The following is an 18,361-nucleotide window of genomic DNA, read 5'->3' on the forward strand; positions in this document are numbered from 1 at the left end:
GAAAGCCCTTTCGGAAACGTACAAAAAAATATCATGTATTTCGAAACCGCTCTCGCGTTTTCTCGAAGGCAACCTGCGAGAGCGATTCCGAAAAAAATTATGGTTTTACGGGTCCTGTCGACTGACGGACGATCAAGTCGACTGGAATGATATCCGTCGTCATGACACGTCGTTTGTTGACGATTTGTTCAATTAACAATTCTGCTGCATGCTGCCCGATCCGTTCCGTATCTTGCCGGACCGTCGTCAGCTTGGGTGTAACGTATTTCGACATTTCGATATCATCGTAACCGACGACGGAAATGTCATGCGGCACCTGAAGGCCCGCTTCATGAATCGCTTCCATCGCCCCGATCGCCATTTGGTCACCTGCGACGAAGACTGCAGTCGGACGCTTCGGTAAAGCAAGCAACGTCTGCATTGCTTGTTTTCCTTCTTCGACCGAGAAAAATCCTCCGTTGATCAGATAGCCGTCCGGAATCGGTAAGCCAAGTCGATCCATCGCCTGTTTGTATCCTTCGATTCGTGCGAGTCCCGCATCGATCGTCATATCACCTGCGATATGGGCGATCAAACGATGTCCCAGTTCGTAGAGATGGTTGACGGCGAGTGTCCCGCCGGATAGGTTATCCGAGAAGACGACACTGCAATCGGTGCTGTCCATGTCGACGACAACGATTGGAATCGAACTTTGAATCAGTTCCTGGACATGCTTGTCCATTTGATCGGAACAGATGACGACGATGCCGTCGACCGCCCGATGCTGGAAATGCTCGAGGTAACTCATGTCCCGATTGCGGAGATTCCGCGAGGCGAAGATCAAGTCATAGCCCTGCTGCTCCGTTGCTTTCCGGAAACTTTCGATAATCGCGTTGAAGAATGGATGCATCATCCCGACTTCGTTTGCTTCCGAGAACATGACCCCAATCGTCCAAGATCGTTTCGTCGAGAGCGACTGGGCGTGGGCGTTCGGCAAGTAGCCCATATCGGCTGCTGCCTGAACGATTTTTGCTTTTGTCTTCTCACTGACGTCGGAATAATTATTTAAGGCTTTTGAGACCGTCGTGATCGAAAAACCGGTTATTTTCGCTAAATCATAAATTGTACCCATGTAACCACTCCATTTCACCGAAAGCGCTTTCGATAAATTTAGTATAGGTCGGAATCTGGAAAGACGCAACCATTATTTGCGAAATTTTTTGGAATTTAAAAAATAAATGATATCGCTTTCATTTTTAATCAGAAAGCCCTTTAAATAAGAACAAATGTTTGGTACACTATAAGCATCAGTCAGACGTGTTCAAATGGAGAGGAGCATTACCATGCCAATTAACCCTTACCTTGTTTTCAACGGAAATACCCGTGAGGCGATCCATTATTATGCCAAAGTTTTTGGGCAAGACATTCCTGACATCATGGAGTTTGGTCCCGGCAATGGTCCGGACGGTCAACCGTTTGAAAAAGATGTCCAGTCACTTGTCCTGCATTCGCAATTAATTGTTCACGACACACGCGTCATGTTTTCTGATGCGATGCCGCATGATTCGGTCACGATCGGCCAAAATGTCACGCTCGCTCTACATCTGCCGGACATCCAAATCATTCACGAGACATTTGATAAACTGGCGCAAGACGGCAACGTCATCATGCCGATTCAAAAAACGTTTTGGAGTGAAGCCTACGGCATCGTCGAAGATCCGTTTGGTGTTCAGTGGCAGCTCAATCACGAAGTGAGTGAAGTTCCAATAACTTAATTTTTTTATACAATTAGGATGAAAATCCAAACGATGTAGATTTAATCCAAATCTACATCGTTTGTACATCACGACCGTCATAAGTGATAGCTATCTAACCATAAATGTATTACCAAGGAATCAAATGAACAAAGACAAAATTTTGTACTCTCCTCTCAAGAACTGGAAATTTTTTATTATTTCGAATCTTTTATCATTGAATACTCGTAAAGTATATTAATAAAAAATAAGGAGTGTATGCCATTGACATTTGATACAGTGATTTATCGAAATAGTGAGGGCGAAGAAGAATTAGTTAACGCTGAAGAAATTGCTTTAAGAAGTGATTACGAAGTGATTAAAAAAAATCTGCACTGTTCTTTTGAAGGATGTACTTCTAGAATTAAATATGTTCCCAAAAGTAAAATAAAAGCATTTTTTTCTACATGGCCAAACGATAATCATACTGAAGAATGTTTAAATTATTTTGAGCGAGAAAGAAAAAATGCATCTACTAAAAAAATTGCTTCTAGTTCTGCTAAATTAGAAGATAAACATATAAGCAATATTTTAAAAGATATGTTCAAAATTAATAATGAAACTCTTGAAGAGAAGGAACTACGCCTAAAAAAACAAAGAGAAAAAAGCAAAAAAAACAAGACTAAGGTAGTTGATAAAACTCAAGAACCAAACACTACGGTTTATGCTAGACCATCAACAAGTAATGATGCTGAGTTTGTTGCATCAGGAACAAGAGCACCAAACGTTAAAAGACGATTTAATATATTTGATTTACAAGAAGATGATATTGGTAAAGCAACTGCATTAATAGAACGAGCTAGTTCGATTGAACTTTCAGAAAAAAGAGCTATATTCAGTTTACAAAATAAAGATAAAGAAGTGAACGTCTATTTAGAAGAAGAATTTTTTGCCACTGGATATACAAATATCAATACTTTTTTAGAAATAGTTAACGAAGCTTTTATAAACGGAGAAGAACTTACCTTAGGTTGTGTGGGAGACGTAGAAAAAAGAAATGGAAAGCTTTGCTTAATTGTAAATGGTCAGGCTCATCTGAAAATAAACGGTCAGCGTATCGATAAGTTTGCTTTCAATTACAGAGGTTCAGATTATTGATGAAAAACAAATCAATAATACAGTAATACGATATATTAATTGAAAAATTTAATTTAGGAAAATTCTCTTAATAAATCATGTAATTTTGAATGGTTTAAATGAAACAGTGTAGGCCTGACCTTATGTTACAAATAATATCTGTAAAATTTCTTTAACACTATGGTATTAACAATCAATTAGAAATTTGGAATTAGTTAATTCGTAAGAATGGAAATACGATAGTCATCATCGCTTGAAACTTACATCGTACAAAAATCATTTAGAAATTAGTTTTAAAATAGCAGAAATAAGCTAATTGTTATCGATCGATAAAAAGTTGTGTATCATATAGCAAACTTCATTCAGATAATCAAACAAGTAACTTTACCTTTTATTCAACTCATTGAGTATTTTTCTAATAGAAGATCTGAGGATGGAACGATTACTAAAAAAAATAGTTAGCTTTTTACAATAATAAGAGGCGATTCTATATCATAGAATCGCCTCTTTGTTAGCTCTCAATTGATGAATTTGAAGATGCATATGTTTTGATGAATTGTTCTGTCTCATTTCTGCTAAAAAGTCAAATACCTTTACTTTAAGCGGAAGTACAGTTAACAGCTGACGCTCGAATGCTTGCCGTGCCTGTAAAACAGCGGTCATCCCTATAATTCCTGATAACGAGCGATTCATAACATACGCCTGCTCAGTGTAATAAGATACGAGTCCGTCTCCTATTCCATCGGATGCTCTTTTATTTCTTAGCGGAAGCTTTATTATATATCCAGTTGATCGACATAGACGAGAATCAATTATAACGGCTCCATGCTAGTCGCTAAGCATTCAATATATGCTTGTAACGTTGATGATAAATCATATTTGATGAGACCAATCGTCAATGGATTTTACAGAAAGCAGCATGGAAAGACATACGTCGTATGAGTCATTAAGGCTCGAGCTTTCGATTACGCTTAAAGAGTTTTTTATATTTAAATTCAATTTATTGGTATTATTCCGTAGATAATTAATATATGCTTTATTATGGCATTTATAAGTTTCTTTACGAATACATTGAAATGGCTTATTACCAAGGTTCGCTAAGTTTTCTCGTAATATCGCTACGAGATAAAACAGACGTACATCGTTCCCATAAATAAGCTTCTGGATCTATGGTCCCACGATATTTTAAGCTAAAGGCATCCTGTGCCTTTTTCCTTTCGTGAATATATTCATTCATTCTATCTTTAAGCTGTTCTTCATCTTTTATCCAATCATCTTCAATAGTATCTGGAAGGGTTCCAAAAATATCATAGGTGTCACGCAGGCGTTCTGATAATACGTTATAGACCTTTTCATCTTGAGTTTCACTATAAACAAGATTAAGCATATCAACAAACTTACGAGATTGACCAAATCGTTTGATTCTACCTAATCGTTGTTCAAGGCGAGACGGGTTCCAAGGAAGATCGATGTTAATCAAAGTACCTAAGGTTTGAAGATTCAATCCTTCACAAGCGGCATCAGTTGCTACTACTAATCTAATCTCACGATTTCTAATAGCAGCTTTAATGACTTCACGTTCAACGTTATTAAACTGATTATCTCGAAAGAAACCGCTTTTCCCTAGACCAGCATATACTGCTACAACTTCGCCTTTCATAGATTTAGCCAGTTCTTTGGCAATCCATTCGGCAGTGTCATAATATTGACTAAAGATAATACAACCATGCTCAAGCCAAGTTTTCCTGTCAGTCCTGAATTCAGTTAAAAACCACTTCACTGTATTAAGTTTAGAATCAACCGCTTCTGGTCGTGAAAGCTGTATTTCTATTTCCTTGAGACAAGCAACTTCGGCCTCAGTCATGTCAGAAAGTATGTGCTCCACTTCTTCAATACGGTCCTCATCCTCGTTTGAAATTGAGTGCTTTAGCATCTTCTGCGCAGTTTTTAAACCCGATGCAAAACTTGAACAAATTCGCTGTAGCATTAATGATTTCATAAAGCCACCAGCCTTAGTTCTAGATTGAAGCAACTGGCTAAACTCTTCTGCTTTTTCATAAGCAACCTGAAAGGGCGTATTGGTGGGAATACCTAAGCCTACAAAGCGAGATTGGTACTGGGCAAGGTTTTGGGTTACTGGATGTGTATTAACGCCTACTTTTTCTAATAAACCATCATCTTCGAGCTGTCTTCGCTTTCTCAAAACTGTGTGGCGTAATACGGGATTATTTTCTTTAAAGAAATTAATATCCAGACACTCAGAAAGCCACATACTCTGAATCATGTAATCCAAATCTTCATACCTATAACTGCAAACGAAAGATTGTACGTCAACTAACAAATAATCACGAATCTGCTGAACAATATGATGTTCGCTCGCCGGTGGAAGTGGATTGCTTAACCATTGCCATGCCTCTTGTTCAGAAGAGACTTGGCTTTTTCCAGTTAACAGAGAAATAGCTTTCTCATGATTTTGCCAAAGTGATAATGAATCTCCGAGAACAAATTCTGCACCGCTGTTTAGAATTCCCAAGAGGTCCCAAAGCTCACGGACATCTGTTTGAATAGGAGTCGCAGTACCCAAAATTATATGCCTAGTACGCTTTCCGATTCGTAGCATAAATGAAAGAAGATTATTAGGTTCTAACGCTTTATTACCCAGTCCACCTCTTAAGCGTGCTTTGTGCGCCTCATCCAAGATAACTGTTCCGAATCGATTTTTAAGAAGCATTCCTGCTTCTTTAACAAAGTCAAACTCATCTCTCTGATGCATAATTAATCCTGTTGAAACAATGGCAATTTTGTAAGGACATTTTTTTATAGAAGATGCTTCTCCACGTGTCGATAAAATTTGACCTTCTACACCAATCCATACTTTTTTTTGTGACGACCATACCGCTGCGGGAACTCCGAGCTTATCCATCATCTCAATTTGCCATTGAATTGTTAATGTAGATGGAGCAAGAATTAGAACCGGACCATCTTCAAGAAGAACACTTACTAAAGCGCTAGTCGCCATTGATAGTGTTTTACCAACTCCAACCTCGTCTGCTAAAAGTAATCGTGCTTTTCCATATATTTCTCTGTGTTTTAAAAACATAGTTACAAAGGAACGTTGCCATGGCTGCAATTGTTCACCAGCCCGATATATCGGAGCTTCTGCCATAGCAGCAGCTGGGACATCATCGGGTTTCAATACTTCTACTGTAACCTCCTGACGATTAGCTACACGATTGATTTCTGACAAAATGGCTTCTGGTAGTGGTACACCATCCTTCCACAATTCCCAGAACTCATTCTCTACCCAGTCAGCGCTCTCTTCATCGTCATCCTCCCATATAAGTTCATAGTTGTGAGAAAAGGCACTTTTAGACTCGTTTACAGATCCTATGAACGACTTACGACTGCCGTCAGGATAATGTACAGACCCAGCCTTACCATGAAGAAAAAGACGTTCCTTAGGTACAACACGAATTTCCACATTACCAGACTGTAATAACTGATCGAGGAGCTGATAACGCTCCTTTTTTAGGAGCGCCTCTGCTTCTATATCCACTTCATTCCAGCGCTCTTTAAGAGCTATATTCCTGCCTGTAGCTACATTAAAGTCGATCAAATCTAGTTCCGAATTACAAACAATCTTTACTTCTGGAATTCGAGAAATTTCTTCGCCAACCAACTCAAATATGGAGCTTCTAAAATACCCTGCAATACGAAAATACTTTGATGCACCATTTAGACTTTTAGCCAGAAATTCAGTATCTAATCTTTTCGTTCGAGAAGAAAAACGCTTTAAGGTCATATTTTATAGCCTCTGATTTCTTATAGATTCAGCTAACACGCGAGCGCAACTAGCTTCCACATTAGGTTTAAAAGTTTTTGTGCCCTTAAGACCTTCTCTTTTTTCTGCTAGATAGTCTGCTATTTTGGACAATAGCGTTTTATTAGGCAAATAGTTCGGGCAGTTCTCCATCAAATGTAACAAAACATCATCTACTTCCACATCTTTAGAGAGTTCAAAGAGAGCATAGAGTAAAGCTCGTAATGGTGTTCCTACAAATTCACCGTTACCAGACATCATCGAGCCTTTAAACTCAGTCGATAGCTTTAATCGCGCAGAATTAGCCTTTGTAGTGTCACTCATCAATTGATCAAAATTATGCACCTTAAAGGCTTTTGCGAAGTTCTGATAGTTATCTAGAGTTTTGGAACCTTGATGTTCCATTTCTACCATTTTCAAATAAAAGCGCTCGGCAGCTTGAAGTTTCTGCCATTCTCCTTTTTCAAATCCTACTGGTACAAGGAACTGGACAGCCGTTTGTACTGCAAATTCTATTAATTCATCAACAAAAGTTTTTTTCCCTTTTTGGCGAGGAGATTCAGCTTCTATGACCATGTCCTTTCCATCAATACGAGAGTATGCTGTCAGGACTTTCAAAGCTGCAGCATATCCCGCCATCTGCAAGTCGGCATCGGTGTAAAGGCCTTCGGATCCTTGAGCTCTAACTTTATTATCCAGCCCGATAAGTGATTCCACCTGCTCTTTAACAGCATCCTCAATTTCCCATCCAAGATCATCACGAAAAGTCTCTAAATTTTGTTGTCTTTTACGAAGAATTAATATGATAGTTCCTTTTACATTTGCTCCTTGACGCAAAGCTGAGTCAGTTTCTGTTACAACATACCAAGCCGCCGTCACTTGTAAACCACTAGCCCAGATAATATTTGCCATATCTGCCCAGATAGCTCCACTTTGATGGGTAAACATTAAAATTTGAATACCATTATTAGGCATATTTTGTGCCATCTTACGATAGGCAGCAACCATGCCTTGACGGAAACCCTCATCCTCACCTTTAATAGCTAACGAACGTCGGCTATCCCAATTCCAATGTGCAAATTCTTTAGGTGGATTTTTTTGTAGCCAAGCAATAAAGAACTCGGTAATTTCTTCATATTTAACCGCGTCACCATACGGTGGGTCTGTCACATAAATGTCGTTTTCAACTTCTAGTTCTTGTGCAGGATGAGCGTTGACTTTTGTTTTAGTTTGAAGTGAATATGATTTAAAATTGCCAGTGGTAAAAAATTCTTCTGACCATACACTACCACGGCAAGCATAGTTGTATAAAGTATTTAAAGCTTGATTATAAAAGGCTTGAGAAGTTTTTCCGGCACGACCTGGACCAGGATATGAATCCCATCTACACAATTTAGCATTATAACCAAGAAAACTTCCGAATTGAGGATAATCGTACGCTTCTAATCGTTTTCGGAATAAGGTGCCAACCAGTAATTGTCTAGGATTAAACAAATGGTGCCAGTGAGTCCAACCACGAGTCCTGATAGGCTCGTCTGTTTTATCTCCCGCTTCAATGACCATGTCTGGAATGTATCCCTTCTCTTGCCAGTCCTCGAAATGTTCACGAACATAGTTTATTACTTTATTTTCTCGAACTAAATCTTCATCGGTCACCGAACGAAATTCATATACATCACCTCGTCCATTTTGCTTTGGTTGCAACCACATTACAGCATAAAGTCGTTCTTGAAAAATGTCATCTGGACGTGGAGAAAAATCCCTTTTTTCCCACATTCGCAAGCGATTTTTAATTTCTTTACCTTCTTTATAATCACCACGAATTGTACTTATCTTTGTGCGATATATTGTAATCCCGTTCGGTGAATGAACAATTTCACCACTTTGTACAGTTCCTTTCACAGCTCCGTCAATTTCTTCTTTAGTTTTGACGTATTTTACAGCTATATTGTATCTTTTCTCTTCTGGAACAGGAATTAATTCGGCTATGACACCATAACCGCGACTAATAACTAAACTGGGGATTAGTGGTACCATCCATCCAGATTCAGGACACTTAACTTCGACACAGTACAGATACGCCTTAGCCCTCCAACCTTTTCCATCAGTCTCAATACCAAGCTCATCAATTTCTTTTCGAACCTGCTCAACCATTTTTTTCTGATCCACTTCTAATTCAGTACGTTTCTCTTTAGAGGCACCAACAATGTTGAAATCACCCCAAGTCAACATACATGCAATAGGATTTAAATCGGAAGCATAAACATCACATCCCAGTCGTGCGGCCTCAAAAGGTATCTGACCAGAGCCAGAGAAGACATCTGCAACCTTTGGTCTCCTTCCAAAGCGAGCAATTCCCATCTGTTCAACCAATTCAGGAAAAGAGCTGGCTGAAGTACCAAGATGCTCATTTACTTTTGGCCACGCATGGCTAAATAGAACATCGTCAACCTCTTCACGTCGTTTCGCTTTTCGCACCTGTTCGTTAAACGGCAGTGTTAGATATTGGTCCGTAGTATCCTGCTTTGAAGCAGGGAGATTTTGTTCAATACGTTTCCTCATTGAATGGGAATCCATACCCATTAAAAGTTCAAATATTTCTAGATCTTTGAGATGATCTTCTGTAACTGGAAGCAATGAACCTAGTATACACGCTTTATTAAGTACAAGCGGCTTCCTCCCTTTCCAATAACTGCCCATAGCTGTAAGAGTTTTACCTGATCCTGCCATCTGTTCCTTGTAACTTTCTGCTGATATTTTCTGCACCGGAAAGAGGTGTTCAATTAGTGCAGGTTTGTCTTTCCATTCAAATAATTTTAGTGTCATCACATATCTCCTTTATCTATGAAATCAAATAGGGACACTGTCTCCTCCTGATTTAATTTTTTTTCATTCATTTTTGGTTTTTTCTTAGGTTCCAACTTAATATTTGCCCCATCGGATAATGCACAATAGAGTGCTTTACGCCAGCCTCTTTTGGACTGATTATCAAGTCCAGCCTCAGAAGCAGTTTTGCTGTAAAGCCACCATCGTTCTTCAGGACGCAATGCCAGCCACTTTTCACAAATCACTGAGCATTCTTCAGGAGAAGCATGTTCCGCTGCCCAACCAAGGACGCACAACTCTCTACCAAGAAATCGATCAAGCTTGATTTTTCCAGTTATCCAACTTCCAGTACTTTGTCTCTTATTTTTTAAACGTGCATTAAAATCACGTCTAGCATCATCTCTAATTTTAGTCCAAAGCTCACGCGCCAAAACTAGTCTACACTCAACGGTTTCTCTTCTAAATTCATCACCATCAAAGCCAAAATCCTCATAGATATAGATAGCATCCCGCGGAGCTACAGGAATTTCCACATAAAAGTGGTGCATGCCAAACTCTGATGGTGCTCCAAAATCTATTGTTTTATTCATTTTTGTTCTACCTCTCCATTTCCTATTTCAATACCGAGTTGCTTGGAAAATTGCTCTAAATCATAACCTGTGGACGTATAAGCTTTTTTAAACGTCATAATAACAGGAGCATCAGGATTAAGGAGAGTCTGAAGATTTTTCAATTCGTTTTCAATAAACTCAGCATTTATTTTTATCTCACCAAGAGAAAGATGAATTGCCTTTGGTGCAGAACCCACCATCAGCATAACCTGCTCAAATTCAATGTTTTTTTCCTTAGCAATTTTCAACCCCTCATACGTTTTGGTGGAACTATCCAAGCGTTTCGGTGATTGGCTAAATAGAATAGCTGGCGCTTCTTTAATAATAGGAACTTCTGTAGATCCGGACTTAGCAAAAGTGAAATTTCGTTTTTCTTCAATACCATCAGACTCTGCAAAGACATAGATAGTCGTTTCTTCATACCCCAATTGAATAGGACCTGTATACTCTGTTCCGTTACGTGCTTCAGAACCATCTAGAGTAAACTTGATAGAACCTCTCGGTGCAACAAACAGCTCTACTGTTCGAGAAGATTCGTCAAAATTATTTCGTAGTGTTAAGTTATTTTCAAAAGTTTTAGGCGGACCTGTAAGATTTTTACCAGTAGGGTCGACGGCAATAAACTGAACGCGAAGTGCTTTGGTAACCAATGTATTTTCATTCAAAATCGGGCTACTTTCAGAAACCTCACTATCTTCAGCGTAGTAAATTCTTGGACTGTTCCCTGCATTCACTACATCAATTTTCAATCGCACTGTACCTGAATCATCCGGAAAAGTGTCTTCACTATAAATAACTTCAGTAGTTTTTGGTTTAGGTTTTTTCGTAATGTATCCATTCCCCAAGTCTTCCCACACACCACGCTGGTACGCCTCAATAGTAAGTTGTTCAAATCCACGGCTTGGGAGCCACGGCATTTGAGTTTTCTGTTTCATTTTGTCTATTAAGTCAGTCTTGCGTATCTCATCCTGAGAACTAAAAAGCAACGACTCTGCTCTGGCGCGAAGCGCATCAAAGTTTTCATTTACCTCTGTATATAGTTTAATTGGATCAGAAGTTAGTGTTTTTACAATCTGTCGTTCCCCATTATAGGTTTCATTTGAAGGATAAGTACTATCAAGTACTTTCGGTCGTAGTATATCTTCTCCTCGACTGTTTCCCGGGAAAAGTAGTTTGTCGAAAACCGAAAGAACTGTTGTTTGAAAATCCTGTTCATATTGTGCTTTCTTTTCATCCAGCTCTTTTCGCTGTGGATGTGAATCAAGAATCTCACTATTCGCTTTTGTTACTGCATAGACATGGCGAGCAGCTTTTTCAATACTAGCTATAGATGACTTATCACCAGTCAAAACAAGTACATTATTTTTGTTAACCATTTCTTTGAAAAATTTCGATATGATCCCTGGTGGAGTCTTTCCGTCTGGACTAATAACGAGAAGTGCTCGTCCAGTTCTTAAAACAGCTCTTGCTTCATCCATTTCAGGAAGAGGTAACACTTTATCGTAAGCTTCTTTTGTTACTGGTTTATACATTTCTTGAAGGCGATCTCGTATCAGTTCTTCAACTTTATTCTGTGGTGCTTTGTCCGCATATCCCTGAAGTTTTTTTGTTAAATTTTCCTGTCGACTAAAATAATTGCGACCTTCTTGAGTCTGATGTAAATACCACGCTGACTTTTGAAGTTCACTGAAAGCAATTCTGTAGTCACTTCCTTGGCGTACAGGATCAATTAAGCATTCAAACATTTCACTTTCAGTGAGCCCTCTTACAGAATTTACAGCAGTAGAAAGACTGGCGGTGAGCAAAAGAGTACCAATTTGTCTCGCGTAATTATTTCCAATATTGATATCAATAATTTGAGCATGAGCACTATAAGTCGAATCCCATAGGTCTCTTGAAATTACATCTCGCATTTCGGAGATTTCGGTCAATTTTTCACGAACTTCATGAAGTGAAAGATCAAAATGTTGAGCACCAATTAAGTATACATCCTCGTTACTTTCCCACACAGACTTTAAAAGACGCGAAACTAATTCCATCAAACCACGTGTTTGTTTAAATTTTTCGTTATTCTTAAATAGTGCAATTATATTTTTGAAACTTGGATGAAAAGGATAAGTAGCTTCTATATCATTAGCCATAGCTTCCGCACTTCTTTCAACTGTTTTTGCCCTTGCTGCTTCTGCTAGTCTTGATGCATAGACAGCAGCTGTTTCCGATATCTCATTTTTATCTGGCAAGGAAAGAAATAGACGTTTCCGAAGAATTTCATATATTTCATTAGATTCTAAATTAACTGGTGTAATAGAAACTTCCGCACGCCCTAACTCTTGAGTAGCATCATCAAGAGCACGTTGGATTAACTTTCCCCCAATCTCATAAGCAGCCTCTAGGTCAGAGACTACAATACAGACATTTTTCTTTTTTTGAGCTGCAGTAAGCATGTTAGAAAACGCTCTAGTAACAACGTCGGCAGCTGTTCCATGCCCTAATACCTGAGTGCTATAGTAATGAAAATATGGTGGCATTTCATCTAATAGAATAAGTATAGGCTCTTCACCATCAAAAAGATTTATCCACGATTGTTCATCTGGAGCTTTAGCACCGTATTCCCAATATTCCCTGAAGTAACTCTCTTTCCCCAACTGACGAGCAATTTCCCCCCAAAAGTAAGTATCAGGATTATTACGTCCATTAAAAGCAGCTATCTTTGCCTTATCAAAATCCGATTGATAAGGTATAGAACCTATTTGGGTCTCTCGAAGTGCAGAATTTTTTGCAAGAAGTCCAAATCCCACCATTAAATGTGTTTTACCTCCACCCATAGCCTGTTTAAGGTGGAATACAGTATCGTTTGAATTTCCGGAAAGACGCGCCATTCCTTTAGAAAGAAGCATTTTCATTCCATCTGTTATAAAAGTTTTTTCGAAGTATTCTTGTCCGTTAGTATCATGAATAATTTGGTCTAGTTGTTCAATTTGATCACCCACATTTATTTCAAGAGCTCTAGGTTGCAATTGACACGCAGATTTTATTGTTTTCATTCTATTTGACTCTCCTTTTATAAGCAGTTTATAAGCAGATAAAATGTCCTCTATTATTTATTTATATTTATATAGTATATTTTATCGTTTTAAAGAAGTATTTCATAGCACGGCTCGTGTATTCATTCGATTTTTGATGAGACTTGTTCATTACTTAATCTTTTTCAATATTTTCACTATTTTTATATTGATTAAATTCAACTTTGAGTTTTCTCTGATTAATTAATAAGGTTTATTACTTCCTTTTAAGCTTAATTATAATTTTATAAAGACAATTTATCCTCCACTGCTCGTAAGAAGAATAGAGAATCACAAGTATTCTTGAAGTAACCCTCCTATTACCTAAGAAAGATTTGAAAGATGTGCTGTATATTAGTAACACAGATGTTTATATTAATTTAAGAAAGAAATGGAGTACTTTGCTATAAGTCTTAGCCTATAGAGCAGATGTTTTATTTTTATCAATAAATGAAAGGAATAATTCAATTTTATTATCAATTATTTAATTTATTAGCATGCTTTTAGACTTAAAATTTTTAAAGGTTTATCCATACTGACATTTGTAGAAGGTAAATAAGTATCAAAAAGAAAAGTGCTTTTTAAACTTCGCTAACATTTGTTTTTAACATTTCAATCATTAGTTTACAGTTCTTTTGTGATATGTCTCACCTTACTATAGTTAACTTTAATCATTTATTACAAAGTATAAGTAAGTTCTAAATAAAATAATCTCCTGGATTATTTTATATAAATTTCGGAAACCTGGTTTCACCGTTTTTATATACAAAATATTATCATTAAATACAAATGGCTTACCCATCTTTGGAAATGGCATCTTCTTCAATAACTTTTCTACTTTTGTTGCATCAAACGGTCCTTTTAGCTCCGTCGTCTGCGCATCCTTCAACTCCCGGTACTTTTCCGCATGCAAATACTCATAAAAAAACGGCGCGACTTCCTCTGCGGTAATCGGCTCCATCCAACGTTCTTCTCCCCGCTCGAGCATCGCCAGCAAGACAACCATCTTGTAACTCCGGTTCATGACCGTCTTTTCGATCTGTTCAATCAATTCCTGATTAGCATCGTAAGTCTCGATTTCTTCGTCCGTCAATTCACTTTGTTCCTTTAAAAAGCCGACGTACGAGCCCCACTCTTGTTTATAGCCCGTTGGCACGGCTGTCAGTTGTCCGATTTCAACGTAAGTCGGACGACGTCCAAGATCGAGTTTCAATTGTTCGTAACTCTCAATCAAACGTAGTTTCCGCTGATTCGGTTGACGCATCCGATGAATAATATTCAGTGCTTGTGTATCGAACTCGATGATGCATCCCTTTGGTGGGGTAATCGGCTCCTTATCTCCCCGCTCGAGCTTGTCTTTTACTGTTCCAAGCAACATTAGCTTCGTCTCGACATTTTTGTAGTTCCCAATCAAATCGATGATGACACAATGTGATTTCTCATTCGCTAAACGTAAGCCTCGTCCGATTTGCTGCGTGTAGATTGCAATCGATTCCGTCGGACGACAAAACAGTAACGTATCAACTTTTGGAATGTCGACTCCTTCATTAAACAAATCGACCGTAAAGACGATTTCTACCGTTCCCTGTTCAAACTTCTGAATCCGCTCTCGTCGATTAATGGTCTGTCCGGTCAAGGCAATCGCTTGGTGTCCCATTTCCCGGAACGTCTGCGCTAAGTATTCGGCTTGGCGGATCGACGAACAAAAGCCGATCGTCTTCGTCTGCCGGTGCTTCGACCAGGCAGCATAGATGTTTTCTGAAACTGCCCGATCGATCTGCGCCTGTTCCAGTTCCATCGCATCATATTTCCGTCCCATGCGCCGTAGTTGCGAATAGTCGATGACGTCATGAATCCCGTAATAATGGAACGGTGTCAGGAATCCTTCGTTGATCGCTGACGTGAAGTGCATTTGAAACGCAACGTGATTGTCGCACAGTGCATAGACGTCCGCTCCGTCCATTCGGTCCGGCGTCGCTGTCAGTCCCAGCAAAAACCGCGGTTCGAAATGCGCCAGGACCTTTTGATAACTTTTAGCTGCTGCATGATGAAACTCATCGATGATGATCAAATCAAAATAATCTTGTGCGAACCGTTCGAGATGACGGTTTTGGGATAACGTCTGGACTGATCCAAATAACACGTCCGTCTGTTCATCGTTCGTGCGGTCTGATCCGATATAAAAGGCTGTCTGCCAATTGGATTCGACCTTTTGAAACGAACGTTCCGCTTGTTCCAGCAACTCACGTTGATGTGCGAGGAACAGAATTCGTTTAAAATCACGCGCAAAGAACGCACTGAGATACGTTTTCCCAAGTCCAGTCGCAAGCACAGTCAAAGCACGCGTCCGTCCTTCTTCCATCGTTTCCCGGAGTGCACGTAAGGCTTCCTCCTGCACCCGGTGCGGCAGAATTTCTTCGGACATGACGAGCTGTTGCTCCGCATAGTCAACTTCTGGTTCTGCAACGTATTGCCGTGCGTCATGTTCCTGTCGGTACGCTTCAAGGACCATCAAATTCAGGTCTTGAGCTGTTTCACTTAAATAAAGATCCATGAATGCTTCGATCGCATCATCTAAAATATGCGGTGCGACGGCTTGCGGCAAATGGAGATTCCACTCGACACCGGTCCGGAACGCGCTTTTAGAAATATTCGACGAGCCTACAATCGACAGCCCTGTCTCCGCATTGCGGAACAGATAGGCTTTCGGATGAAACGCCCGTCCGCCGGAGCGGTAAAACCGGATCGACAGACCATCCAGTTTCAATAATTCTGCCAACGCTTCCGGGTCCGTAATATGTAAGTAGTCGCCAATCAAAAAATGAATATCTGCGCCTCGTTCGACGGCGCGACGTAACGCCGGTAACAACAGTTCGACACCCGAGCGTTGTGCAAAGGCGGCGACGATATAGACTTCATCGGCTTGATCAATGGCGTCGACCAACGACGCATACAAATCGTGTGTCGTCAGTTTTGCTGCCGGAATCAATCCTCGACCTCAATCAGATACAGCTTATCATCAAAGCCGCCCCGCTTATCATGTTTCGTCAGCCGGATTGCTTCCAGTTGTTCCGGTGTCGTCCCGTGCGTCCGAGCCAGCGCGTGAACCAGCTCCAATAAGTCGGCCAATTCTTCGACCGCTTCTTCGGTCGCCGTTGCTTCTTCATATTCGGCTACTTCTTCATGCAATTTCCGTTTCGCTTCAACGAGGAATTCTTCCTCGTTAAGTGTCCGGAACGTTGCTTTTTTTCCGTTCCGAGCAATGATAGTTGGAATCTGATCCCGGACTAATTTATGATAAAGAGGCATTGGATTCACTCCTTGTAAGTATGGTAATGGTGTTGTAAAAATTATCCTATAGTTCAAGGCAGATAGCACGTTCTACATACGATTTATTTTAGATTAGAGGAGGAGTTTTCATGAGTTCATTCCAGAAAATCGAAACAACCAACGCCCCGGCTGCCATCGGTCCTTATTCGCAAGGCTTCATCGCTAACGGTACGTTATATGCTTCAGGTCAAATCCCGATCAATCCAGCAACGGGTGAAATGGTTGTCGGTGGCATTACTGAACAGACAGAGCAGGTCATGAAAAACGTCGATGCCATCTTAAAAGAAGCCGGTCTGACGCCGGATCGTGTCGTCAAAACAACGTGTTACTTAACAAGCATGGATCATTTCGCTGCGTTTAATGATATCTACTCCGATTACTTTGCTCCGCATAATCACTTCCCGGCACGATCTTGTATCGCCGTCAAAGAGTTGCCGAAAGGTGCTTTGGTCGAGGTTGAGATTTTAGGGTTAGTTTAATGACTTGCCATCCTATTTAATAAAGGATGGCTTTTTTTCTCTTAAATAATCAAATAAATTGTAATAGCTATATTTTTTTTACTTTTTTATTTTGAAATGTGGGAAATTATTGGATTGGGTGTTAAAATATTTTTAAGCCCAATATTTTTTAATTACGCCATTTTATTTCAAAATAAATATCGTATTAAACTATAGGCTAACTTACATATGAGTTTTGTAGCAAAACTCTCGAAAGGAAAGAAACGTACAGAATGAAAAAGTTTTTTAAGCTCGTCCTTGGTTTTATTATTGCGCTGGTTATCTTAATCATCGCTATGGTCGCATGTACATCATTTTTTGCAAGTGAGGTTGACAAAGAATTAAAGAAAAGTGATTCGGTTTCCTCAGTTGACAGCAATGGAGATTCTGAGTCAGCAGACAAAGAAGAAGCTCCAAAAGAATTTAAGCTCGGTGAAACAGTGAAAGTCGGAGATGTTCAATTAACCGTTTCTCAAGCTCAAAATCAATCGCCTGACCAATATAGCGAAACTAAAAATAATAATGTCATCGTATTTGATATTACCGCTGTCAATAAAGGAACTGATTCAGCTTTCATTGATAGTACTGAATTCAATCTTTATATTAACAATGAAAAAGTTGAGTCTTACTACGGTAGTGATGAAATGGCAATCAGTGATGACTTGAACAAAGGGAAAACACTGAAAGGTAAGATTTTCTTTGACGCACCAAAAGGACAACAACTTGAACTTATTTACGAACCATCATTCTCTTGGAATGACACTGAAGTTGTCTTTAAAGGTAGTAACTAACGCATGTTAAATGCCGTCTGTCCTAGTGACAGATGGCATTTTTTATTCCTCATTACCTTTTCTTTTATCTTTTTTTGTGTGTTCATTTTTTGCCTTCGCTGCTCCTTCCAAACTGTCCATACAACCAGTCCCGAAGAAGTTCCCACTTGTCCGGAAAAGCATTACTGCCTCGAGACGTCCCCTCTCCATTTGGACCACTCCACCTGATCTCCCAATTCGTGCCGTCGAGAATCAGCCACTCCGTCGTATACACCGGTTGCCAGTGCATAAGATTAACGTGGAGCAACAGGTGCTCGAGTTCCATTTGTTGGTGCTCTGATAACAGATAAACGTCTTCCGAGACTTTTCCTTCTTCATCTTCTAACCGTAATTCCCGTGTTGCTTTCGTCCACGTGAACATTTGACCTTTCCCCATGCCTGATTCCCGGTATGTTATCTGATTGATCTGCTTTTTCATCATTTCACTTAACCCTTTCGTTTTCTCCCTAGTATTACCATTGTAATTCATTTTCCGTTTTCTACCTATCCAAAAAAAGAGTCAGGTACCCTTGTTTTCGATTTTCTTTTATTCTAAG

The 18,361-nt window shown here is 39.5% G+C and carries 13 protein-coding genes; 4 read left to right on the forward strand and 9 right to left on the reverse strand.

Translation table 11 applies throughout. The annotated features are described in order from the left end of the window. Positions 1–97: 97 nt before the first annotated feature. Positions 98–1,111 (reverse strand): LacI family DNA-binding transcriptional regulator, encoded by a 1,014-nt coding sequence (locus D3D03_RS14140; RefSeq protein ID WP_026829429.1) that lies wholly within the window; start codon positions 1,109–1,111, stop codon positions 98–100. A 211-nt stretch (positions 1,112–1,322) separates the two neighbouring features. On the opposite strand from D3D03_RS14140, the gene D3D03_RS14145 reads away from it, so the two are divergent. Further along, the gene (locus D3D03_RS14145) at positions 1,323–1,754 is read left to right on the forward strand and encodes a VOC family protein (RefSeq protein WP_119923928.1); all 432 of its coding nucleotides are present in this window, start codon (positions 1,323–1,325) and stop codon (positions 1,752–1,754) included. Positions 1,755–1,997: 243 nt separating this feature from the next. Continuing rightward, positions 1,998–2,870: a hypothetical protein gene (locus D3D03_RS14150; protein ID WP_119923929.1), complete on the forward strand. Its 873-nt coding sequence runs from the start codon at positions 1,998–2,000 to the stop codon at positions 2,868–2,870. Positions 2,871–3,341: 471 nt separating this feature from the next. On the opposite strand, the gene D3D03_RS16695 is transcribed toward D3D03_RS14150, so the two are convergent. The 7 genes from D3D03_RS16695 to D3D03_RS14180 form a co-directional block, all read right to left on the reverse strand. Then, positions 3,342–3,542: a hypothetical protein gene (locus D3D03_RS16695; protein WP_147367731.1), complete on the reverse strand. Its 201-nt coding sequence runs from the start codon at positions 3,540–3,542 to the stop codon at positions 3,342–3,344. 391 nt (positions 3,543–3,933) lie between these two features. Then, positions 3,934–6,651, reverse strand: coding sequence for a phospholipase D-like domain-containing anti-phage protein (locus D3D03_RS14155; RefSeq protein WP_119923930.1), 2,718 nt, complete (start codon positions 6,649–6,651; stop codon positions 3,934–3,936). Between the two features lie 3 nt (positions 6,652–6,654). Continuing rightward, entirely contained in the window at positions 6,655–9,495 is a 2,841-nt protein-coding gene (locus D3D03_RS14160; protein ID WP_119923931.1) for an anti-phage-associated DUF1156 domain-containing protein, read from the reverse strand. Beyond that, positions 9,495–10,085 carry an anti-phage-associated DUF3780 domain-containing protein gene (locus D3D03_RS14165; protein WP_119923932.1) on the reverse strand — a complete coding sequence of 197 codons (591 nt, stop codon included), beginning with the start codon at positions 10,083–10,085 and terminating at the stop codon, positions 9,495–9,497. Before D3D03_RS14165 ends, D3D03_RS14160 begins: the two co-directional genes overlap by 1 nt. Beyond that, positions 10,082–13,150: an anti-phage-associated DUF499 domain-containing protein gene (locus tag D3D03_RS14170; protein WP_119923933.1), complete on the reverse strand. Its 3,069-nt coding sequence runs from the start codon at positions 13,148–13,150 to the stop codon at positions 10,082–10,084. Before D3D03_RS14170 ends, D3D03_RS14165 begins: the two co-directional genes overlap by 4 nt. Before the next feature lie 685 nt (positions 13,151–13,835). Next, on the reverse strand, positions 13,836–16,157 hold the full coding sequence (locus tag D3D03_RS14175) for a DEAD/DEAH box helicase family protein (RefSeq protein ID WP_119923934.1): 2,322 nt from the start codon (positions 16,155–16,157) through the stop codon (positions 13,836–13,838). Further along, positions 16,154–16,477, reverse strand: a complete 324-nt coding sequence (locus D3D03_RS14180) for a nucleoside triphosphate pyrophosphohydrolase (protein WP_119923935.1) — start codon at positions 16,475–16,477, stop codon at positions 16,154–16,156. Before D3D03_RS14180 ends, D3D03_RS14175 begins: the two co-directional genes overlap by 4 nt. A gap of 110 nt (positions 16,478–16,587) precedes the next feature. Here D3D03_RS14180 and D3D03_RS14185 point away from each other — a divergent pair, with 110 nt between their 5' ends. Both D3D03_RS14185 and D3D03_RS14190 read left to right on the forward strand, forming a co-directional pair. Next, the gene (locus tag D3D03_RS14185) at positions 16,588–16,977 is read left to right on the forward strand and encodes a RidA family protein (protein WP_088836150.1); all 390 of its coding nucleotides are present in this window, start codon (positions 16,588–16,590) and stop codon (positions 16,975–16,977) included. Between the two features lie 251 nt (positions 16,978–17,228). Next, positions 17,229–17,786 (forward strand): DUF4352 domain-containing protein, encoded by a 558-nt coding sequence (locus D3D03_RS14190; RefSeq protein ID WP_119923936.1) that lies wholly within the window; start codon positions 17,229–17,231, stop codon positions 17,784–17,786. An 82-nt stretch (positions 17,787–17,868) separates the two neighbouring features. Here the strand turns inward: D3D03_RS14190 and D3D03_RS14195 are convergent, their stop codons facing one another. Then, positions 17,869–18,246, reverse strand: a complete 378-nt coding sequence (locus D3D03_RS14195) for a hypothetical protein (RefSeq protein ID WP_119923958.1) — start codon at positions 18,244–18,246, stop codon at positions 17,869–17,871. Positions 18,247–18,361 lie beyond the last annotated feature (115 nt).

The sequence above is a fragment of the Exiguobacterium sp. RIT452 genome (assembly GCF_003598705.1).
GTDB lineage: Bacteria > Bacillota > Bacilli > Exiguobacteriales > Exiguobacteriaceae > Exiguobacterium_A > Exiguobacterium_A undae.